At 43.3% G+C, this 23,373-nt stretch carries 15 protein-coding genes and 2 tRNA genes; 4 read left to right on the forward strand and 13 right to left on the reverse strand.

Annotation, left to right across the window (positions count from 1 at the left end):
* Positions 1-49: 49 nt before the first annotated feature.
* Both ABMY45_RS01120 and ABMY45_RS01125 read right to left on the reverse strand, forming a co-directional pair.
* Positions 50-955, reverse strand: coding sequence for a hypothetical protein (locus tag ABMY45_RS01120; protein ID WP_206470987.1), 906 nt, complete (start codon positions 953-955; stop codon positions 50-52).
* Positions 956-1,222: 267 nt separating this feature from the next.
* Positions 1,223-2,707 (reverse strand): DUF3612 domain-containing protein, encoded by a 1,485-nt coding sequence (locus ABMY45_RS01125; protein WP_206470988.1) that lies wholly within the window; start codon positions 2,705-2,707, stop codon positions 1,223-1,225.
* 145 nt (positions 2,708-2,852) lie between these two features.
* On the opposite strand from ABMY45_RS01125, the gene ABMY45_RS01130 reads away from it, so the two are divergent.
* On the forward strand, positions 2,853-3,341 hold the full coding sequence (locus ABMY45_RS01130) for a malate synthase (RefSeq protein ID WP_206470989.1): 489 nt from the start codon (positions 2,853-2,855) through the stop codon (positions 3,339-3,341).
* Positions 3,342-3,435: 94 nt separating this feature from the next.
* The gene (locus tag ABMY45_RS01135; protein WP_029215785.1) at positions 3,436-5,622 is read left to right on the forward strand and encodes a cation:dicarboxylase symporter family transporter; all 2,187 of its coding nucleotides are present in this window, start codon (positions 3,436-3,438) and stop codon (positions 5,620-5,622) included.
* Positions 5,623-5,757: 135 nt separating this feature from the next.
* On the opposite strand, the gene recD is transcribed toward ABMY45_RS01135, so the two are convergent.
* The 5 genes from recD to ABMY45_RS01160 all read right to left on the reverse strand — a co-directional run bounded on the left by recD (position 5,758) and on the right by ABMY45_RS01160 (position 17,065).
* Positions 5,758-7,635 carry an exodeoxyribonuclease V subunit alpha gene (gene recD, locus ABMY45_RS01140; RefSeq protein WP_174168669.1) on the reverse strand — a complete coding sequence of 626 codons (1,878 nt, stop codon included), beginning with the start codon at positions 7,633-7,635 and terminating at the stop codon, positions 5,758-5,760.
* The gene (recB, locus tag ABMY45_RS01145) at positions 7,632-11,168 is read right to left on the reverse strand and encodes an exodeoxyribonuclease V subunit beta (protein ID WP_349288297.1); all 3,537 of its coding nucleotides are present in this window, start codon (positions 11,166-11,168) and stop codon (positions 7,632-7,634) included. Before recB ends, recD begins: the two co-directional genes overlap by 4 nt.
* Positions 11,155-14,412, reverse strand: coding sequence for an exodeoxyribonuclease V subunit gamma (gene recC, locus ABMY45_RS01150; protein ID WP_248298610.1), 3,258 nt, complete (start codon positions 14,410-14,412; stop codon positions 11,155-11,157). The genes recB and recC overlap by 14 nt, the downstream gene beginning before the upstream one ends.
* Before the next feature lie 282 nt (positions 14,413-14,694).
* Entirely contained in the window at positions 14,695-15,720 is a 1,026-nt protein-coding gene (locus ABMY45_RS01155; RefSeq protein WP_010605111.1) for a GGDEF domain-containing protein, read from the reverse strand.
* A 304-nt stretch (positions 15,721-16,024) separates the two neighbouring features.
* Positions 16,025-17,065, reverse strand: a complete 1,041-nt coding sequence (locus ABMY45_RS01160) for an alkene reductase (protein WP_174168664.1) — start codon at positions 17,063-17,065, stop codon at positions 16,025-16,027.
* Between the two features lie 156 nt (positions 17,066-17,221).
* On the opposite strand from ABMY45_RS01160, the gene ABMY45_RS01165 reads away from it, so the two are divergent.
* A complete protein-coding gene (locus tag ABMY45_RS01165; protein WP_010605113.1) occupies positions 17,222-17,800 on the forward strand; it encodes a TetR/AcrR family transcriptional regulator in 579 nt (192 codons plus the stop codon).
* On the opposite strand, the gene ABMY45_RS01170 is transcribed toward ABMY45_RS01165, so the two are convergent.
* From ABMY45_RS01170 to ABMY45_RS01180, 3 genes are all read right to left on the reverse strand, one after another.
* On the reverse strand, positions 17,797-18,612 hold the full coding sequence (locus tag ABMY45_RS01170; protein WP_349288298.1) for a hypothetical protein: 816 nt from the start codon (positions 18,610-18,612) through the stop codon (positions 17,797-17,799). The two genes, ABMY45_RS01165 and ABMY45_RS01170, sit on opposite strands and share 4 nt — an antisense overlap.
* 137 nt (positions 18,613-18,749) lie before the next feature.
* Positions 18,750-19,151, reverse strand: coding sequence for a hypothetical protein (locus ABMY45_RS01175; RefSeq protein WP_349288299.1), 402 nt, complete (start codon positions 19,149-19,151; stop codon positions 18,750-18,752).
* Positions 19,152-19,233: 82 nt separating this feature from the next.
* Positions 19,234-19,719 carry a hypothetical protein gene (locus ABMY45_RS01180; protein ID WP_174168660.1) on the reverse strand — a complete coding sequence of 162 codons (486 nt, stop codon included), beginning with the start codon at positions 19,717-19,719 and terminating at the stop codon, positions 19,234-19,236.
* A 439-nt stretch (positions 19,720-20,158) separates the two neighbouring features.
* Here ABMY45_RS01180 and ABMY45_RS01185 point away from each other — a divergent pair, with 439 nt between their 5' ends.
* On the forward strand, positions 20,159-21,514 hold the full coding sequence (locus tag ABMY45_RS01185; protein WP_174168658.1) for a hypothetical protein: 1,356 nt from the start codon (positions 20,159-20,161) through the stop codon (positions 21,512-21,514).
* Between the two features lie 350 nt (positions 21,515-21,864).
* Here ABMY45_RS01185 and ABMY45_RS01190 read toward each other — a convergent pair.
* From ABMY45_RS01190 to ABMY45_RS01200, 3 genes are all read right to left on the reverse strand, one after another.
* Positions 21,865-21,955: transfer RNA gene (locus ABMY45_RS01190), tRNA-Ser, on the reverse strand.
* 89 nt (positions 21,956-22,044) lie between these two features.
* Complete coding sequence (nadA, locus tag ABMY45_RS01195) at positions 22,045-23,088, reverse strand: quinolinate synthase NadA (RefSeq protein ID WP_010605119.1); 1,044 nt, start codon at positions 23,086-23,088, stop codon at positions 22,045-22,047.
* 133 nt (positions 23,089-23,221) lie between these two features.
* Positions 23,222-23,297 (reverse strand) — tRNA-Lys (locus ABMY45_RS01200).
* Positions 23,298-23,373: the final 76 nt, after the last annotated feature.

A 23,373-nucleotide genomic window follows, 5' to 3' on the forward strand; every position in this document is an offset into this window, starting at 1 on the left:
TTAAGTGTTCTAGTTCACTCAATTGAGCGACTATTAAGGCAATGTATTATTATTTCTTAATAAATGTAAAAGAGCTCTTCGACATTTCCCCTTTCTCGCCATTGCCACCGATGAGCAGAGATTGGAAATTGTACGTATACTGACCGGCAGGCCAATAGGCAGGAATTGTGAAGTAACGACCGGTTTGAACATACTCTTCTTTAGACGCCAGCTTGATTTCTGATGTCTCACCTAAATTATAGGCTGTACCATCTGGCATGGTGATATATTCCCATGCTTCAACAGTGACTTCTGTCTCTTCTTTGTTAGCTACAGAGTAAGCGTAGTTTACTGTACCACCTTTTGTTGCTAGTTGCTGGTTACCCGCTACAACGCTGGTTATAACTGACTTTGTGTTTCCAACAGTAAAGTTAGTAATATCTGCGTAGATAAAAGCACCATTGTACTGGACTAAAGCTTCAGTCCAAGCGAAATGATTTGGTGCCACATTCCAATCTGATATTAGGTTTACATCACGAAGTACGTCAGTGATTTGCTTAAATTGCAGGTAAAAACTGATGTTTTCACCGTTATTTGTCACTGTATTTTTTGGAGAAAAATTCGTATTGTAGTGAAATTCGTTATACTCAGGGAACTCCATTTTGGTTGACTCTATATTATATACTGTGCCACCAAGGTTTTTATTTGAAGCTGTTAGCCCACTTTCAAAGCTGGCAGAAAAGTAACTGTTAGGATTACTATCGACATAGTAATTATTCACTAATTCTGCTTCAGTATCGTATGCAATCGTGAAGTTTAACTTTTCTCCAGCTTGTATCAGCGGACTTTCAGCTCCCTGACGAGTTTGTACAAAGTTAACTTTTGCATCAAAGTGTACTGTTATAATTTCAGCAGATGCTGACATGGAAAATAACAAGCAAGAAATTGATAAGTAAGCGTTTTTTCGGTTAAACATTAAATACTCCCTTTATAAGTTTTGTTAAATACCCATTTGATTAATTAAGCAGTCTATGTTGAGAAGATGACACCTTGTCTATAACAGCACTGCTTCCCCTCAAATAATTCATATGTCACACAGAAACTGCAAAAATATCTTAATCAAAATAACCTGTCATAGAGTAAATAATTTTAGTACCCACCTTATGAACATGAAAAGTGTAAACTAAATATGTATGTTATCTCAAGGCAAAAATAGCATAACTAGATATCACCATTATCTTTATTAACCATGGCCATTGAGGTAACACCCTGGCTTTCTCGGGCAGCTTTTTCCTCGAGTACAAATCACCCGAACTGAGCCCTCAAGTCCTCTTTCAATCCACTGGATATTTAAAATCTTGGCGACACGGAGTAATTGGGTTTTCATATGATAGGGCACCACGCTCGCGCCACCATGGCTAATACAAGCTTTTTGTAACTCTCCAATCAAGGCGTCAGCATCAATCCCTTGTGCATTAATAGCAGGATTGAGATCAAGACCCGCGCACAGCACCCTTGGACGATTCGCAACATCAACAATTTTTACTGACTCACAGCAATACAGACGCGGTTTGCCATTGACGTTCAGGATCGAAAGCTGAGCACTGGCACTATTGCTATCATCATGAAATTTACGAAATACGGCCCAGTGCTGACACGGATCGGCAACGCTACGCATATTGCCCCAAGGTAAAGGAATGCCATTGCCCCGATACACCGCCTTGAGTTTACCGGCTTGATAAGCATCAAAATAATGCCAATGTGGATAAGGTGAAACCGATGTCATTCTGCGCATTGCGACGGAAGCAGAAATACCAAGTTGCTCATGGACGCGCACATCGTAACCTCGGCTTTCGAGTAACTGCCGAAATGGTGTACGGGGACACAATAAGGCCCCTGCAAAGAAGCTCGATTCAAAATCCTGCCACGCGCTCAAAATATCCTGAGCATTTGGAGTATCATGATCGGGGTTATCGTTACTTTTACGACTTTCTCCAGTAGTGAGTACACATTCTAAACCCTCACTATTGTGAAGCACGGCATGGCCAATATGAACGGCTAAATCGTATTTCATTCTCGCGGGATGTGCGTGCAATGCGCGATTTATAAACACCATGTTTGGCTCTTTGAAATAAGAAGTGATCATCCCCTCTCCGTCAGGCGATGATTGCTCAAACCACTCCACTTTTCGACCTTTTGCTATCAAAATTGCCATGAGATCATCACAGCTGAGATAGAGATTTTTACCTCCCACTTCATCGGCTGCTCGCTCTAAATCAGGAAAGTGGTTTTGATGGTGTTCTTGGTGGGCACGGATCAAAAGGTGCGCAAACTGCCTACCACTGATCCCCGCTTGGGATAGCATTTCTGGGATCGCAATTTGTAATATCTCTTTGGCAAATAGAAAGTTGGGCTCTAAAGCCATCCCCATTATCCCACCGAAATTGCCTTTATCTGGCGCTATCTCCGGTGCTTCAGGTTGACTGTCTAAAAACCACTCAATCGGTTTTTGAAATACATTAGAGAAGTTTTCGAGCATCGCTTCGCTTGGCGTACGCTGGCCTCTTTCAATCATTGACAGGTAGGAAACGGAAGGCGCGCTGGTTGGATCTTGCTTAACACATCGAGCCGATAAATCTTCTAAAGTCAGATGGTTACGCTTTCTTAGATTTCTTATTTTAGTACCCAAAAAGTGAGACTTTCTAATTAAGCTTGCAACTTTTGCCATGATTTCACACCCCATTTTTGTGAAATTCACACTGTGAAATTCTTTTTGTGAAATTATTTGAATATTTAACTTACACTCAAAATGTACACGAAACAACCTGAATATATTTCCCAATTTATGACAACATGAACAAGTGAGGTGGATCATGGCAGCGCAATTACAACCGCATACAGAGCAATCAATTGACGATACAAAAGCGCAACAGTCAATGCTGGCAAAACAGTATCTTGATGAACAATGTCCTTTAGAGTTTGGCTCACACATAGAGGTGACAGACTATGTGGTTTACTACAATCACCTGCTTGCGTTTTTTGCCAACGGCACCCATTGTGGTTTAAAAAATTGTAGCCAATTCGTCGCGCTTTGCGGTCACCGAGAAACGCCTGAGGCTGTTTTGCTAAAACAGGACGATGGCTTACATATTGAAATTACCTTCAATCGCACCGGAATGCTCGGCCAATTTGATAGCGCCCATATCGAAGATATTATCGTCGAAACGCCACTGGCGTCTGTGGTTGGTAAAAAGACTAAAACCCAGCTACAAAAACTATGGATGAGCTTTTATCACGGGGTGCAACAACCAGCAGGAAAAGCCTGTTATCGTGCCAAAAATGGGGATGATTATGAACTTTGAGTAAACACTCGATAATTTGTAATCAAATCGCTCAAACATTCAGTAAGTTTTAAGCTAAGCTAATTAAAATACCGCTCTTTTTTCGACTGAGCACATGACTAAATTGCTTAATTTTCTAAAAAACATTAACTGGATGCTTTGGGCGCTCATACTTGGCATTTTTGCTGGTTTAGTTTTCGGTGAACGGTTATCATTTTTAAAACCTATCGGTACAGGTTTTGTAAACCTGATGCAAATCACCATTCTCCCCTATATTGTCGTCAGCCTTATCGTGGGTTTAGGCAAATTTAATCCCGAACAGGTTAAAAGTATTCTTGCAAAAGCGGCGCTAGTCATGGTCTCCATTTGGGTGGTAGGTCTTGCTGTGATCTGGTGCTTTATTATGACATTACCAGCGCATGATGCCGGGACCTTTTTCTCCCCGGCACTGGTCGCCGCTGCTCCCGAAGTAGACTTCGTCAAACATTATATTCCCGCTAATCCATTTGCTTCTATGGCGGAAGGTAATGTACCTGCCTTAGTCATATTTTGTATTGCGCTAGGTATGGCACTTATTTCCAATCAAAAGAAAAACCGTTTACTGGATGTGTTAGAAGTCGTCGGTCAAGGTCTGTCGGTGATTTCCAAGAAGATCATTGCCATCTTCCCTATCGGCATTTTTGCGATGACTGCAAGCACCGCTGGCACCATGAGCGCAGAAGAATTGTCTGAATTGCAAGTATACTGGGTTGTCGTTTTATGTGTCGGCGTGTATTTGATGTTAGTACTACTCCCTATGCTTGTTGCCGCACTCACCCCTGTTAAATACCGCGACCTCATCATGGTTATGCGCAATGCATGGATCACCGCATTTAGTACCGGAAACGTTTTTATTGTATTGCCAGTGATCACCGAGGGGATCAAAGATCATTTACGCAAAATTAAGCAAAGCGACGAAAGCTCTGATCACATCGCTGAGGTGTTAGTGCCTATCGCTTATACCTTCCCGAGTTTAGGAAAGCTTACGACCCTCATTTTTGTCTCTTTTGCAGCATGGCTTACCGGCAACCAAATCGGCATCGAACAAATTCCTAATGTGTCTTTGTCGGCGATGCTAAGTTACTTTGCTAACGTACATATCGCTATTCCCTATTTGCTCGATACCTTGCGTGTCCCGGCTGATACTTATCAGTTATATCTATCAATGTCAGTACTCACCGCAAAGGTGGTTTCACCGACCACGGTGGTGTATATCTTCGCATTTGTATTTTTATGTATTTTTATCAACCGTAGACAATTACACCTAAAACGCGTGCGCTCGGTTTATTATTTAACGCTACTTTCTGCACTACTCCCAGCATTTATGTTGTTGAGTTTTACGGCAAATAATTACCTCGGTAAACAAACTAAATCGGCCGATGAGGCCATTGCTAATATGGTGATCTCAGATACCGTCCCTGCTCATGTGCTTAGCTATGTCCCTAAAGCATACCAAAGTGGTGAGTTGTCTTTGACGAATATCGATGTGATTAAAAAACGTAACCTGCTGCGTGTCGGATATCTTATCGATAATGTGCCATTTAGTTACTTTAATCAAAAAGACCAGTTAGTGGGTTTTGATGTCAGCCTAGCACATAGGCTCGCATCTGACCTTGGGGTTAAAATCGAGTTTATTCCTTTTAAAAAGCCACAACTGGCAGAGTATCTCAACAAGGGATATTTCGACATTGCAATGTCCGGCCTTGAAATTAATATTGCCGACTTACAAAGTGTGCGCTTTAGTGACAAGGTATTGGAACTGCAACTAGCGCTCTTGGCCAAAGATCATGATTTGAAGAAGTTTGCTGACAAGTCAGCCCTACTTACGCTTGATAAGCTGAATTTAGCTCACGTTGAGTATGCTCCGTTACTCAAACAATTGGCGCAGCAAAACCCTAAGGTAAAAGTATCCGGTATTAACAATTTGCAAAGCTATTTTAAGCACCCAGAAAGATATGACGCCTTAGTGATCAGCGCAGAGGCGGGCTTTGCATGGAGCATGTTCTACCCTGAATTTGGTGTTGTGGTACCGGAAGGGGCGAGTTTGAAATACCCCGTTGGATTTGCCGTCGCCAAGCGTAATCAAGATTTACTGAGTTATGTAAATGCGTGGTTGACTATACAGCATACCAATGGCCGTATTGAAAAAACTTATGATTACTGGATCTTAGGAAAAGGTAGTGTACAAAAGCAAACTCGTTGGTCGTTAATGGATGAACTTGAAATCGACCCTAACACACTTATTGATAAACTAAAGTTCTAATACCAACGGAATAAAAAACGCCGTCAGTTAACACGTTAACTGACGGCAAGTCTACTCACTGGGCGAGCTAGCTTTCAAGCTCACTTTAACCTTAGCCAAACCACAAAATAAAACAAGTTTTTAACAAAAAATTCATCATTTTGATAGCCGGCTTCGTAAACCACTACTGCGACTTACACTTCGATTCATACCCTGTACTAATACTTTATATTGCGCCACCAATTCAAACTGCTGTTTAGCTCGGGTGATCCCAGTATAAATAAGCTGGCGATTTATCCCCTGCTGTGCGCGTTGAATGGGTGGTAGTATCATTGCCGTGTAAGCAAACTCAGAGCCTTGCGATTTGTGGATAGTCATCACGTATACTCTATCAAAGCTCGGCAATCTTGCAGGATAAAAGCGCCTAACGCAGCCCTGTTCATCAATAAATGATGCCTGTAGCTCACCCTGTTCGTCGCGTAAAATGATCCCGATATCGCCGTTAAACAGTTTCAGCTGGTAATCATTTTGGGTGATCATAATGGGCATACCAACGTAAAACCGTCCTGTCGGTTGCACTAATCCCATTTGACTAAGCTTGAGCTCTATTCTGCGATTTAATTCGTTCACACCGTAAGGCCCCTCTCTCACGGCTGCAAGCAATTGATAACTGGCAAACTCGCTATGAATGATGGCTTCACTCTCACCATGATGAATGGCAAGCAGGTATCGCTGGTATTGCTCCGCCGCTCTGGCAATTAAGGCATTGTAGGTTTCACTATTTAATTCATGATGCTGTATATCGCTAAAACCTTGCCTCAGCACGCTGTCTAATTGCCGCTTATTGTTACTATTTACGGCAAATGCTAACTGACCTATCCCACTTCGACTGTCAAAACGGTGACTTTTTTGTAAAAACGCCAGATTATCTTCCAACATAAAGTCAGCGCTGGTATCACCCGATTCAGGCAAGTTTTGTTTACTCAACTCAGCTAGCTTTGCTTTCAGTGCCTGACTGTAATGTGGTGCTTGCCCAAGCGTTAAGTTTTCACATAAGTCGCTGAGTACGTTACCGGTATCTACCGATGCGAGCTGATCTTTATCGCCGAGCAAAATAAGCCGTGCATGTTTTGGTAGTGCATCCACCAGCTTAGCCATAAGCGATAAGTCCACCATGGATGCTTCGTCAACAATCAGCACATCAACATGCAGCGGGTTATCTTGATTATGACGATAGTGCACGCTATTAGGAATAACGCCTAACAAGCGATGAATAGTTTGCGCCTGCTCCGGCAGTAAATCAGCAAGCGCTGGCGGCAGGTTTAACCTCGCTTTCGCACCAATAATTGACTCACTGAGCCTCGCAGCCGCTTTGCCGGTCGGCGCTACTAGCTTGATGGTCAACGGCGCACTGTTATAAAGCGACTGTAAAATAGCAAGCAGTTTTGTGACCGTCGTGGTTTTTCCTGTACCGGGACCACCCGTGATGACACAAAATCGCTTAATAATAGCAAGCGTACAAGCCACTTTTTGCCAATCAATGTCTTCTTCACTGGCTGGAAAAAACGACGCCAACAGTGCACTCAGTTTTGCTTCGTCCAGCGTAACATCGGCTTTTGCCAACATTTCAAAGTGTCCAGCAAGCCTTGCTTCATAATTTGCTAATCTCGCCAAGTAGAGCTTATTACCGTATAGCCGAAGCGGCTTATCTTCACCGATCGCAGGATGCTGTGCGAGCGCAGCAAAGGCTATACCTGTGCTTGAAAATGGCGACAACTCTACAGACCCATCCGCAACCGCGTAGCTGAGCTCAAACGGATCCTGATAATTAATACTGTCTAACTCTAAACAACTATGCTGACGTCCATGAGCGATTAATAATAGTAAAAATACATAGAAGTAATCGTCGTAGCCTTGCTGATTCAACAACTTGGCTAACGCGATATCGGCTTTACCAACTCGTTTGTGTTCAAGCAATAACGCTATAAAGCTATGATGATCGAATGCCTCAAAGTCCATACTTAACTGGCTCATACAGACTCCTCAAATAATGCATCTAATTCTAACACCTGCTCTACGCTTAACTGATTGAAGAAAATCCCCTGATTGTCCGGTAATGCACGTAAGAACAAATAGTAGTTTCCACCTAAATGCTGCTCAGGGTTATAGTCCACGAGGCGCTGCTTTAACAAGCGGTGAAGTGCCACGGTATAAATCATATACTGTAAATGATACTGATGAGACGACATCGCGGCATTGAGGTTATCGTAGTGATAATCTTCTGGGCTATCGCCAAGGTAGTTGGACTTGTAATCGAGAACAAAAAACTGTCCTTGCCACTTGAAGATTAAATCAATAAACCCTTTCAACATGCCTGTCACATCATCAAAGTTTAAAAACGACTTTTGTCCAGTGATATCACTGAGGATCTTGTTCAGCTTCACCGCACTGAGTGGTTTCAGTGGCAAATAAAACTCCATTTCAACAATACAGTCGTCCGGTGGCAGCACACCAAGTTGTAAATGAGGATGTGGCGCAAGTGGTGCTGCCAAACAGCTTGTTATCCAGCGCTCAGCGGTCTCTTGCCATTCGGTCGCAATACCAAACTTATCCAAAGATTTAGTGACCGCTTCGGTCAACGTATACTTATCTTCGTTTTTGGGGGAATTCGGTGCGGTAAAATCTATTAGCTCAAAGATTTCGTGCAAACAGCTGCCCGGCTTGGCCCCCTTAGGAAAAGTATAAGAGGTTTTTTCTCGCTCTTGGTGCTGCTCAGGTAAGTCCAGTAAATGGTTTTCGTCCACGGCCCCGGCAGGTTTATCACCATGATGCGTGTGATAGCTTAGCTGGCTAAAGCTTGTAGTACGCCAGTGGCGTTCAATCTGACCGCTGAAGGTTTTCGCTGACAAAGCTAGAGGCTTGTCTTCAAGCGATATGTTTATCGCTTGCTGTGGTGCGGTGATTTCATCTAATCTTACGCACTCCATTGCCGCATGTGCTTTACATAACTCGCTTAGGGCACTTTGCCAAGCCTCGGCACTGTCGAAAGTTTTCGTGCCAAACAAGGCAAATCCTAAAGCCGTTTTGTGCAGCGCAGACTTTTTACTGCGCCCTTGTTGAATGTCGTAAAGCCCAAGCTCGCAATAATGCACCGCACGCGTCAGCGCAACGTAAAGTAAGCGAATATCCTCAGCCAGTCGTTCTTGCTCTGCTTTTTCTTTCGCGTCATCACTGGCTTCAAGGTCGACAACTAACTTATCCCCTTGGTGATAAACTAACGTATCAGGCTCACGAAACCCAAGTGCAAATGGCATAAAGACAATCGGATACTCCAAACCTTTTGATGCGTGCATGGTCACAATTTTCACCAAATTGGCATCGCTCTCTAAGCGAATTTGGCTGCTGCCACTCTGAGCATTATTTAGCTGCGATAAAAACCAACGTAACACACGACCCGTGCCATCAAGCTCTAATTGCTTATGCTGTAAAAGCTCAGCCAAATGACGGAAGTCAGTAAGCCAACGCTCCACTTCCATTCCCTGCTGCTGCCAAATCACTGGCAGCTCACAAGTTATCAATAAGTGTTCCAGCATCGCCATTGCACCAGAGCGATACCACAGCTGTGTTAACTCACTAAATAGCTGCAAATAACCTTGCCACTGCTGTTCATTAAACTGCAAGTCGTACAGTGCTTGGTTGTTTAAATAAAATAATGGTCCCGCAAGCACGCCTCTGAGCGCCGCTTCGTCGTAACTCCCGTGCAGTACATCAAGCAGTTGATACAACGCGATTGCTAGCGGCTGCCTAAATACACTATCTCTGGCAAGGTACACACTGGCAATATCGAGTTGATTTAAGGCTCGTTTTATCAAGCTCGCTTCTATGCGGTCGCGAACTAACACACAGATATCCGCTGGCACAACTGGGTTTTCGCCAATCTTCGCAACCCCCGACCGCCCTTGCTCGATAAGCGCTGCAACTCGACCAGCGAATGCTTGGCTTAGCCGCGCTTGCGCGGCGCTTTTGTTAAGCGCTTCATCCTCACTTGGTAATACACTAAAGCGCAGAGCTGACGGCTTTTTAGACGCGATAGTAAATTGCGCATCCTCGGCTTTACCTTGTGCGCTCACCTCAATGAAAGGGATATCTTTGTTGTAGATAAAACTATTGGGATGGCGAGTAAATATCGTATTCACTGCGGCAACCACGTCACTATCGGAGCGATAATTGGTTGCAAGCGTATACTGCCTGTTTTGCGCAACTCCTTGCTTTGCACCGATATAAGTAAAAATATCCGCTCCACGAAAGCCGTAAATGGCTTGTTTTGGGTCGCCTATCAAGGTTAATGCCGTATTTTTCTTTGCATAAACTCGGCTGAAAATCCCATATTGGATGGGATCGGTATCCTGAAACTCATCTATCATAGCAACCGGATATTGCAATGCAATTTTTTCGGCTAAGCACTCACCACTGTCGCCCATCAGCGCTTGATGCAGCTGCTTAAGTAAATCGTCGGGAGAGATCAAGCCATATTCTTCTTTGTGGGCGTGAAGCAAAGCCCTCACCTCAGTCACCGCTTGTTGCACTAACGCGATTTTAAGCCCATTCCCGACCAATTGGTGGAGCTCTGCCAAGGTATCAAAGTGACGAATAAGTTCGTGCTCCAGCGGCGTTGTATTCTTTTTATATTGAGCAACATCAGCAAGGCTTTCACTGCCCCAAAGTCCAAACGAGTGATTGCTGCTACCAAACTCAAACCACCACTGCTCACTGTTGACATAATTCTCAAGAGCTTGAAGGTTATCCTTTCGCCCTGGTGCACGATTGCCTGCCAGCCCCGATTTTTTCAACACATTGATGTAGTCAGTTTTGACTATTTCGGCCTTTAGCCACAGTGCTAATGTTTGGTATTTTTCACGTGCGGCAAACACTGCATCTAAGGAAACAGAGGGTTTAATTTCGGCATTTTCTCTTGCTAATAACGGTCTAACTTGCTTCGCCAGTGCATAAGGCGTAGCAAATTGCTCTATCACAGCCTGTGTTTTTTCTGTGTCTAGCGGGTAGACAAAACGTCGCCAATGATCTGCCATCGCGGCATCAATCAGCTCGCTCTCATCGAGAATAAATTCGAGGTTAAATGCCACCTTAGACTCAAAAGCGTGTTGCTTCAGCATTCTTTGGCAAAAGCCATGAATGGTGAATATCGCGGCCTCATCCATTGACTTAGCGGCAGCATCAAGGAGATCAAAGGCGCGCTTTTTATCTTCAATTTGCGCCAAAATGGCATTGATCAGTTCATCTTTACAGACTTCACCTAGTAGCACGTCTCGAGCTTGAATAATGCGTTTTCTCACTCGGTCTTTGATCTCTTGTGTTGCCGCTTCTGTGAAAGTTACCACTAAGATTTGTTCAACGCTTAACGGCTCATGTTGTTGATCAGAAGTGCGCAAGCCTAGTAAATAACGCAGATATAAACCGGTGATGGTGTAAGTTTTCCCCGTGCCTGCACTGGCTTCAATTAGGTTTTGGCCACTTAAAGGCATAGTAATGGGGTTAAGCATCTCCATGACGTACCTCCTCAGCGGCATTAAGAATAGGTGTTAACAAAGTAAGGCTAAGTGCGCAAAAACGCGCTTCATGAGCTGACAAATCGCTAAAGCATAGTTGAACATAGGGATCTTCTCCCTCTCCTCGACCAACATATTGCGGCTTAAATTTATATGCGGCCTTTTTAATATCCTGTGTCTTGGCATATTCCATGCTAGAACTTGGGAAAAATGCCACAGGTTCGCTCAGCGCTTGTTTATAAAAAGCCAGCCACTGCTCCAAATATTGCTGAGCGTGTGGCTGTGAAATAGCGGTAAAGTGCACGCTTTGATCTAGCCCAACAATATAAGTAGTGACTTCATGCCCCATTACGCAAGCCGCGCAGTGATGTAAAAACCCTTTAATTAAATCTTTCGCTTTAATACTGGCGCTGCGATAGTACACTTGCCTGTTTTCATACACACAATCAAGCCAACCAACCAGCAAATGCTCTGCAATACCAAGTTTTAGCTCTAGAGGCGCCTTTGCTTCATTAAGCAAAGGCGTTAGTACCTTAACCATAGGTTCAACGCGGGTCAGCAGCCCCTCTAGCTGTAGTTTGCCGATGTTCGCTTGTGGCAGCGAGCCTCGTTGTAAAATCTGTTCAAGATTTAAGGACCGTTGTTGTAGCTGAGCATCCAGCACTTCATCTAAATATTGATAGCGCTCCAATGCATCTAAGGCGAAAGGCTCTTCATCAAGTGTTAACGCTTCTATTGGTTTGAGTTTAATGCCCAGCGCTTGCTGATAAAATAACTTTTGCGGCTCGCAAACGCCGCGCAGCAAATCGCTAAACTCAATTTCTGCGTCTAAAACTGGTACTAACGGTTTTACCTCATCAGCATGCGCCGCCCTATGCTGCCAAAGCCAAGTACGATTGTAGCTCTGTAGTGAGCCCGCTTTAAAATGTTCGGGATTAAAAGGTTGTAATGGCAGCTGTGAAGTTAATCGAGTGACTAACGACTGCTTTGGCATGTCTTCGAAGTAAAAGCTGCGATCTAAATATTCTGTCAATTCGCTGACTAAAACGGATGGCACTTGGGCTTCGTTGTTAAAACAAGAGCGGCCAATATAACTGATATACAAGTTTTCTCGAGCACTGAGTAAGGCTTCTAAGAACAAGTATCTGTCGTCTAGTTTTCGTGAGCGATCGCCTTTACGTCTCGTGGAGTGGGCGACTAAATCAAAACCAATAGGCTGCACGGTACGAGGATAGTCCGCGTCATTTAGACCAAGCATACACACCACTTTAAATGGAATAGCACGCATCGGCATCAGCGTACAAAAGTTTACCGCTCCGGCTAAAAAGCGCTGCCCAACCCCTTTTTCTCTGACGCCTTGCTTAACCAAATACGCTAATATTTTTGCTGAGACTGGCGCTTGAATATCGCCATTTTCCTGGTGTTTTTCGATATTCTCTATAATCTGCTCAAGCTTAAGTAAATCCCAACTCTGTTCAGATTCTGACGAGTAAAATAGCGCCATGGCTTCACGTAGAATTGCTGCGAAACTCGTTAAGGTCTTTTCGCTGCTGAGTTGTAGTTTTAACCAGATAAGCGCATCAACAAAGCCGATAAGCTTGTTAAGTACCGCCACCGACATACCTTCGACTTCATCAGCAGGATAAATGGAAGCGAACGGTGTCTGTTCATCGTTTGTTGCAACCCCTAAGAGCAAACGGTTGAGTCCATGCTGCCACGTATTTAGTGGTATTTTTGGCAAGCCATATTCGCTTTTATGGCTGTCGTTTAGGCCCCATTTAACACTGACCTGATCAAGCCAATAGCGAATTAAGTCAAACTCATGGCTTTCAAGGTTAAACTGTTCGGCGATCGGCGCAACGCCCAGCAAATCGAGAATATCCGACACGCAAAAACGGTTATTGGGTAAGTCTGTCAACGTCACAAAAGACGTTAAAATAGGCCGCTCTTGCTCAATTGCAAGATCAGAAATCGCATAGGGGATCCGCAGATTGTCCTCACTACTGTCAAACACAGCTTTAATAAATGGCGAATAGGTGCCCACATCAGGCATCATGACGATAATGTCTTTAGGCGTCAGACTAGGGTTTTGTTCAAACTGATTGAGTAAGTAATCATGGAGCCGCTCGACCTCACGCAGTGGCGTATGGCAATCCTGAAAAACGATACTGGTATCATCGGCCATAATGGGTAACTTGCCCTGCTGCGAAACAAACCAATTTGGATCAGCAGTTAACGACTCTCCTTTAAATGCCAACTGGTAGATCTCTTGCTGAACCTGACCAAGCAGACTGTCATCAAACGCGTCATCAAATCCATCAATCCAACTGGCATCAAGCTGCAATAATTGCTCAAAATAGTCACGCCCGAGCTTTCCCCATGAAGAGAGTAGTGGATTGCCAACGTAATAATACTCGCCGTCTTTCGCTTCGAGCTCTGGCATTTTGGCGTATTTTGCGGCGACTTTAGCTTGAGTCTTCTCATCGACTAAATCTCCCCAGTAGTGTTCACTAGGGTTAAAAAAGAATAAAAATACATTCGTTTTTTGGCCAAGCGATTGAAAAATATCAAGTTGGCTGGTTGATATTGCCGACAGTCCAAATATACAGATCCGCTCGGGAAGTTTGCCTTCTGGTGCATTGGCCAGCCCTTGCAGTAACTGATCGTGCATGTTGGCACGGTGATACGGGCTTTGTTCAAGTGCTTCAACATGGTGGACTAAACGACGCCAGAGATCAGGCTGCCAAGGGGCGATGGCTTCAACATCCACATCTATAAGCGCATCTTGGCCCTGATCCCAAAATTCAATCCACTGGGGGCGATACATTAAATATTGGTCAAAAACGTCGGCAATTTTTTCACACAACGCAAAGAGTTTAATTCCTGAAGGGTCGTCACCTAAATAGTGCTTAAGCGCAATATATTGAGGCTTATCAATGCAGCCGGGTAATAGCGTAAATAGTTTCCAAGTCATATTGCCTTTATTAAAAGCGGATTCCTTGGGAACATCATCAATGAAATTTTGATATAGCTTCCAAATGAAGCTAGATGGTAATGGAAAGTCGACTTGTGCACTTATCCCTAAGTGTTGACTCATGCCTAGTTTGAGCCATTCAGACATACCAGGAGATTGTACTAACACCACTTCTTTTGCAAAAGGATTTGCGAGCGGTGCCGATTTTATGAGTGTGCAGAGTTGTGCCTGCAAGATTTCCATTCGATTCGATTGGATGATGTGTAACATGTTGTCTGCCATGCAGTTTAACGCTGTATTAAGTGTATCGGAATCTTCCTATAAGCGGTAGTTATTGAAGTTATTGCGAGTGCACTTGAGTAGAAAATCAACAACCGCCGCTTCTCAGAAACACTTTTATACCTATTTAACCTGAGTTTCGTATAATTAATGCCTTTCTAGCAGAAAGTTTTAGCGCTCATTGCATTCACTTGTTCTAAATGAGAAATTTTTAACACAGCTAGCGTCAGATTTAATCCCTCAAATTGAGCACCTTATTAAACCAAATTGGTATTAGAACAAATCTATATCAGAGCTCTCTTCCGGCGCTTCAATTTTATGCTCAGACAGCAACGCTTCGTAAAAACAAAGCATATCGCGACCGTTATCTTTTGCGTAATAAAGTGCTTTGTCGGCATTTTCAAGCACAGTGATAGGGAAATCATATGGACTAATGCGAGACATTCCAACACTGACGGTGAGCTTTTTTACGAATGGAAAGTGAGTATTTCGTACCAACTCCATAAACTCGTCCATCTTAGCTTTTATCGAATCGTAATCGGTTGGCTCAAAGACCAGTACAAATTCTTCGCCACCGAAGCGAAACAATAAGTCTGTGGATCGAAAAAACTGACGCATACGCTGCGCTAATAACAGTAAAACCTCATCTCCGCATACATGTCCGTAGTTATCGTTGACTTTTTTGAAGTGATCGATATCCATGATAGCAAGCCAGGAGGTTGCGCCTTTATGCACCGAGCGCACATCACCATGCCATACCGTTTTGTGTTGTTTGATAACTTGCTTTTCAATCAGTTGCTTTAAACGTTTTTCAAAGGTTTGACGGTTCAGTAGTCCGGTGAGTTTATCACGCTCGTTTTCGTGAAGAATGGTGAGATAATTTTCAAAAATGCGGCAAAATGCATTAAGTAATACTTGATCTGCACTCGACAAGCCCGTACTGATAACTGCTATTGCACCAACCGGCTTTTCCTGAAGGCTGATTGGCACCCAACGATGCTCAGTGCCATCTTTCGCTTGTACCGTAATTATACAGGCCGACTGCAAGCAAGAAATTAATTCCTTATCTGGCTCTTTAACTAGGCTTCGCTCTTCCCAATCAAATTCCTTATCGGAGAGTTTTCTTAAGAGCAGGCTTCTCTCTATCGCGATCTCTCCAGGAACGAGCAAGTCCTTATAGACAGCGACCTCTTTACAGCCTATGAACTCTTGAATAGTAGATACTAAGCTATATTCAAGAGAATCAACGTCTCTCGTTTTTGTTATTTTGATAACGGAATTTAGTAAATCTTCTTGCATGTCCGACGCACTCACAACTGCATTGCTGGCATATTATTACACACTTAGCGAACAAATAAACTCCAAAGTACTCCTTTATTCCTATCAATGTTAAAAAATAAGCTACAATCCAGTTGATTATTAATTAGCAAATACTTGAGGGTTAAACACTTAACTGCTCTCAAGCTTAATTGATAAAGATGACAACTTTTGCATCAAAAGTTTTCGCTTTACCACTGACGCCTGCTTTAGCTTATGCAATGTACAAAAAAATGCCAAACTTAAGTGTTTGGCATTGCTATAAATTCATACTTATGGATTGGTTTTATTCTAATGTTGCAAGCATAGACTCATCATACTCTTTCACGGCTTGACCAGCTTGCACCTTCTCCACATAATCAGGATTAGCAATAAACGGCCTACCAATGGCTAATAAGTCAAATTGTTGGTTTTGGATAGCCTCAGCACCTGATTCAGCCGTATAACTCCCCACACCTACTAACGTCCCTTTATAAATGCTGCGTAAGTAAGCTGAAGCACTGCCGCCCAAATAATCAAACTCCATTGCATCGTCGAAAATGCCCAGATGCAGATAGGCTAAGTTGCGACTGTTTAACGCTTTAAGTAGGTAGTCAAATACCGCTCTGTCTCTTTGGTCGCCATCCATATTGAAGTAAGCACCCGGTGACACTCTCAGACCCACTCTGTCGGCACCAATACGCTCAGCGATAGCATCTGTCACCTCCAAAGCAAATCGGCTCATATTTTCTGGTGTTTGACCATACTCATCGGTACGCTGATTCGCAGCGTAATGTAAAAACTGGTCAATTAAATAACCATTGGCACCATGAATTTCAACCCCATCAAAACCTGCTTTTATCGCGTTTGCTGCCGCTTGGGCATAGTCGGCAATGAGTTTTGTAATATCTTCCTTCGTCGCCGCTTTTGGCGTTTGGTAGGTTAAATCACGCATTCTTGGAATTGAACCTTCGATACCAATAGCCGACGGTGCTAAAACTTCTCCGTCAAAAAAGTACGGGTGCGCAACACGCCCAACGTGCCACAATTGCGCAAACATTTTCCCCCCCTCAGCGTGTACAGCATCGGTTACTTTTTTCCACCCTGCAATTTGTGCTTGTGTAAACAAACCTGGGGTATTCGGGTAGCCTTGCCCATCAGGACGAATAATCGTCGCTTCACTAATGATTAATCCTGCTTTGGCTCGCTTAGCATAGTACTTCACCATGTCATCGGTAGGAACTAAATCGTCGTCTGCCATACAGCGCGTCAATGGCGCCATCAAGATGCGATTATTGAGTGATATCGTGTTATTTAGCTTAACATTTTCAAAAAGTACCTGTGGCATGCGTGTCTCTCCATATTTGAATATACATTCAAGATATGGATTCTTGAATCATTATTCAAGTTAAACCTTTACATTTTTTTCATTGTTATCAAAAATAGGGGTGAAGTATTGGTATAATGACGACGTTTAAACCCACTTGGTGCACCTAGGAAATCGATGAGAACAGCAGAGTTTGATAGAGAAACCGTACTGAGAAATGCCATGCAAGCATTTATGACTTATGGCTACAATAAAACCAGTATGCCCAAACTGACCGAAGTAACCGGACTCCATCCTGGTTCTATCTACTGTGCGTTCAAAAATAAAAAAGGTTTGCTATTAGCCGCTATAGATCAATATCAAGCAGACCGACGAGTGCATTATCAACAGCTGTTCGAAAACAGCACCAGCCTTCGCTGCGCACTTGAGCGATTCTTACAAGATCTCGTCGGTGAGTGTTTGGGCGACGAGTCAAAGAAAGTGTGTTTGCTCACCAAAACGCTTAATGAAATTGGCGAGCAGGATGCGGAAATTCAAACGGCACTCAGCGCTAACTTGCACCAATTTGAATCACTGATCAGGCAACAATTTTTAATGGTTTGGCCCGATAGTGAAGCATTAAGTGAAGATGAAGCCACAAAGAGAGCGCGTTTTTTCATTATGTCTGTATATGGTATCCGAACTTATGCAGCGACTCAGTGCGACAGCTCACACCTAAATGCACTGGCGGATAGGTTATTGGAGGTCTCTATTTAAAGCCGAGAGCTTTGAGCTTGGCTAAACTGCCGTTTAAACGTATCGTGTAAACTCTTGTCTATGAATTCGAGATGCCAGTTAATAAAGCGCTCGTCCACCGTCAAGCCCGCCAATACAGAATTAACCGCTTCTAAAAACCCGCGTGTAACGGGTGTATCCCGACAAGCGATATGCCCAGTAATAAATGGAGCAAAACCACTAACCGCAATTGGTACGGGTTTTTCTGATGCGTCTTTCGCGTGGTATGCAATAACCGAGGGATACTCAAGCAGCAACTCAAAGCGCTTGCTCATCAACATAGAATACATTTGTGCTTCGTTTTCGCTGCCTTCTTTCACGTAGAGCTGATCTGCTGGTGTCTGCTGTATCATGGCATCGGCAATATCACCATATGAGCGCTCTTTTTCTACGCCCAACAACCATTTGGGATGACTCGTTAACAATGCTTCTAGGTTTTGCTCGGTTTGTGCAGACGACAATTGCGCGGAAGGTGCAGCAAAAACTTGTAGCCCTAAAAAGTAAGTGGTCGGCTCAGAAAATAGTAATGTTTTACTGCGCGCTTTATTCACAACTAAGTTTCTAACACACTCCCCTTCACCACCTGCAATATTTTTAAGCGCACGATCAACACTGGCATCAGACTGTGTAATCTCAAACTGAGTTAATTGGCTTTGCAGATAGGAAAATACACGACTCTCAGTGAGGACACCTTGAGAAGGGTTATTGTAAATTGTGATTGCTTGCGGCTGGGGCTGAGCGATTGAATAGCTACAACAAAGTAGCAAACCAGATAGTATGCCAAGTCTATTCATTGATATGTCCTTTTATTTCCCGTTGATACTTCCCACAGTAGTCTATTTTATACTGCAAATTATATCGTTGGAACAGATTCAAAATAAGTAAAACTGCAATTCGTCCTCTTCCGGATGTTTTCACACAACCATTTTATTTACTTTCGATACTTTTCATAGAAAGAGTCAATTGAGCATTCAAATAGCGCTTTTATATGATTTTTAGCCTCTGGAATTGAGACAAGCTCAAAATCGACGGAAACAGATTTACCACCAAATAGTCCAAAAGTAGCTGGCTTAGACACAACATCCAAAGTCAGTAATCCGCTGTTATTTTCTATTGGTGTCAATTGGTAAGAGGCGCATTTACCGCCTTCATCGCCAAGTATAAAAAAGAACCCGCCACCTTCCCCAAGTGCCTCAAACAATTCCAATTCTTTGTCCCAAGGGTAATGATCAATAACATCCCAAGCTTCACGATAAGAACGTAGTTCTTTTTCATAATTGATCAGCTCAGTGCTGCCGTCAGGATGTTGGTAATAGACTTTAACTCGCCTCATTAAACTTTCCTTATCCACTAACATCACATTTTTTGAGAATTTGCTGCCGGAGAAAAGCCTTCAGCAGCTTAGTTGACATACTCTACATTTTCGCCACAAATACGTCATGTATTTTCTCTCGCGTTAGCTGGTTGAAATCACCGTCATGATAGTTTTCGACATATTCAATAAAGGCGCTTGGAGTGATAGTAATAGCTGACAGAAGCCAGCTCGAACCGTCATCTTCATCATTATTAAACTCTACAGCTCCCCGAGACCTAGTCGCTTCATTATCAAGTCGCCAAATGCAAAACGTGACCTCTTCTATTTCGAAAGCCTCGTCATTCAGTACTTCCAACAGCTCTGTCGGCGCTCCCTCGTACATCCCAAGCCGTACACCGTACTCTTCTTGAGCATGAGGGCTAACTTCCGACTCATGATCGAACCCCTTGATAAGGATCGACTCGTCTTTAATCACAACAACAATATTGTCGCCGCCCCCATTTTCGTAAGTCGCGATATCAATACCAGAGGCCCAATTTTCGGTATAAGTAAAACAGCGCAAATACTCATCATCAGATGATTTCAATATCTAATGCCGCACTGGCCTTAAGAGCCAACTTCAATTCCTTATTTGATATTTTGTTGAGTTCCATCTCTTTCTCTATGTTGGAGGTGAGTTATTATGTAATTTAGCACTTTCTAAGGTCTAAATTATGATGAGTGTCGCTGCTTTTTTGACTTTCAGAGTCAACTTCCGGAGCAGCTTAATTATGCTACTATCGAGCTTATAGTAAAATCCTAATAGGAACGCAGAAATTTCTCCTAATGCTTCAGGGGGTTTGACTATATCTTATGACTAAGAGCGGATGTTTTAGCACCAATAATACATCATGTAAATGCATCAAGTAGTCTCAACTATATAAAACCAAACAGAGAGAAAAATGTTTCTTTCTACTATTTTACTAACGAATGCTGACTTAACCCTTCATATAAGAAAGGGTTAAGTAAGCACAGGGACAGACAATATGGATATATCAAATACCCAATGGCATGCTAAAACCAAAGCTTCGCCTGCTACCTCATATCGTTCGAATACGGATACCAACCAGAACAATGCACGCAATACACAGGTGTCTGTTTCTTCATTGGCTGTGAAACTAAAAGAAGCACAACAGGCGATTGACGCAGCTCGTTTAAATCAGCAATCATTTCCACAGGATAACAACGTTTTAACGTGGCAAGCGCAAAGCAATCAAGAAGAGATTAATTCGGCTAAGTGGGAGTTTGAGCAACTGTCAAAACCTCAACTGGAGACTATCGCCATGGATCCCAGTAATACCTTTTCAAAAGCAGAGAAGACTGCTGCTTACGAAAAGTGGCATGCACTTGATCAACGAGCGTTGTCTGAGCTGAAGCGGAACGCCCTCAATGATGATAATGCAATGACATCATTTGAAGCTGCGCTATACACACATAGCCAGACATTCTCAGAACTCGGTAAAGCTATGCTCCCTGATGATTATCTTTCGCAAGCACAGTCACACTTCGAGTCAGCGCTCCAAGACATGAACTTATCAGCGCATACAATGAGCAATCAAGCTGAGCATTACTATAGCCTAATGGTTACAGATCTGTTTGCTGGCAATGAACCTAAAGTGCACAATGGCGCTGAAGGGATGTCTTCACATAACTTAGAACGCAGCAACTATGACTTCTTGACTCATAAAGACAGATTTATGCTGGCTGATATGTATGAATATGCAGAAAAAAGTGGCATAGATTTCGAGTATATTCAAAAACTTGCTAGTGACATAGGAAACTACCGACGACATGATGACGGCAAATTACTCAGTAATTTCAACGAGGGGCATTTTAATACCGAAGGCCAAAAGCTCACTGTCGGATTTACGCAAAGAGATCAAGCCTCTATAGATCGCCTGATGAATAATGGTGCACTATCTTCCAGTGCTCTGGACGCGGGCTTTGTATCTTTTATCACAGACCCAGGCCTTGGCGCACTCTCTCACCAAGGCAGCTACCAGTTTCTGGCACATATAGCAGAAGTAACAGCCGGTATTGCGACCAGTGACTCAGCAACGGAATTTAAAACGTTCACCGAGGCAAGTAGCATCAACGAGCGCTATGTCATGACCCAATCTGAAGAAAGTATTTCCCTCCCAGAACCGGATGTGACATGCAAAAACGGGGTCTGTGAGGTAACCGAAAAAGGACGGAAAAATGGCGTAACCTTAACGCAAAATACTCAAGTGCTCGCACCGCCTATTGAGTTCAAGCCCGCTCAATTTGATACCCTATTCCACCTACAAACCGACCCCGATACTCAGAAATCACTCTGGTTCGAATGGCTTATAGAAAAGTAATTACTTAAACTTAAAGCGGGCATTTCGTATTTTTGTAAATAAGATAGCGAAGTTATCTCCACCTTATGTTCGTTTGACTTAATATCTATCGCTGAGACATTTAAGTTAAAATAAATCATAGATACCCACCTCAAATTCGGATGGCTGTGCTGTCTGCAACTCCAACCGATAATCTAAGGCTAAATGCACAAGCAAAGATATTTTAAATAAAAATGACGTAAGCCAGAATGGCTTTCGAAGATGCGCTGTATTTAGGAAATAAAAACGAAGTTTAGGGTTTTCATAACCCCAAAATGTCCCCAAAAGTACAAACGGATTTTAGTAGGTAATTGATTTGAATAAAGAAAAAATGGCGGAGAGAGAGGGAGTCGAACCCTCGATACGCTATAAACGTATACACGAGTTCCAGTCGTGCGCCTTAAGCCACTCAGCCATCTCTCCGCACTGAATTGCGGGGCTAATACTATGAAAAGCCTCGCACTTTATCAAGCAGTTTTTTGCTTTTAGGATCTATTTGTCTATTAATCCTACTATTTCTGCAAGGATGCAGAAAAATCTAGCATACGATTTAGCGAACGTAGTGCGCCTTCACGCAATTCCATATCAACGAAGACTTCTTTGCCTTGTGGGCTGATAAGCGCTTCTTCAATTGCCTGTAGGCCGTTCATTGCCATCCAAGGGCAATGGGCACAGCTACGGCATGTAGCGCCTTCACCAGCGGTTGGTGCTTCGAAGAACTCTTTCTCAGGGCAAAGTTGCTGCATTTTGTAGAAAATACCGCGATCGGTGGCAACGATAAACTTCTGATTATCCATTTCTTGCGCAGCTTTAATTAACTGACTCGTTGAGCCTACTGCATCTGCTAAGTCTACGATTTCCGCAGGAGACTCAGGGTGAACCAGTACCGCAGCGTCAGGATGTAGCTGCTTCATGTCTTTAAGGGCTTTGGTTTTAAATTCATCATGAACGATACACGCACCGTTCCACATGATCATATCGGCGCCTGTTTTCTTTTGAATATAAGAACCCAAGTGCTTATCCGGACCCCAGATAATTTTTTCACCTTGCTCATCAAGGTGCTCAACAATCTCAAGCGCGCAAGAAGAGGTGACAATCCAATCCGCTCTTGCTTTTACCGCAGTTGAAGTATTGGCGTATACCACCACTTTTCTGTCTGGGTATTGATCACAAAACGCAGAAAACTCGTCGATAGGGCAACCTACATCCAACGAGCAAGTTGCTTCGAGTGTTGGCATCACAACGGTTTTGTGCGGTGTCAATATTTTTGCCGTTTCGCCCATAAAGCGCACGCCGGCTACGATGATCATGTCTTTGTCTTCTTGCTTAGCGCCAAAGCGTGCCATTTCTAATGAATCAGCAACACAGCCGCCAGTTTCTTCAGCAAGTGCTTGGATCTCAGGATCAGTATAATAGTGGGCAACCAGTACCGCATTCTTTTCAACTAATAGCGCTTTGATACGCGCTTTATACTCTGCTTTTTCTTCAACGGTAAGAGGGGCAGGTTTTGGAGGGAAGATATAATCTTCCGGCATAATACGTTCAGCTAGACTCATTTCTCGACCACTAGTCCACATTGCATAATTAGGTGGAATTATACGAAAAATACAGGGGTAATCCTAGCGATTGTTTAGCTCTAAATGGCGAGTTTAAGAAAGTATTTTGAATAATATATGAAGAATAAGAGGATGGTGGGTCATGATGGACTCGAACCATCGACCAATGGATTAAAAGTCCACTGCTCTACCAACTGAGCTAATGACCCGCTCAAGCATTAAAAGTGCCATTAATTCATCCTGAAGAGGTGTTCTGGCTCGTCGTCCTGACTCGCGTTCAAAAAG

It is taken from the genome of Pseudoalteromonas sp. XMcav11-Q, assembly GCF_040104525.1.
Taxonomy (GTDB): Bacteria; Pseudomonadota; Gammaproteobacteria; order Enterobacterales; family Alteromonadaceae; genus Pseudoalteromonas.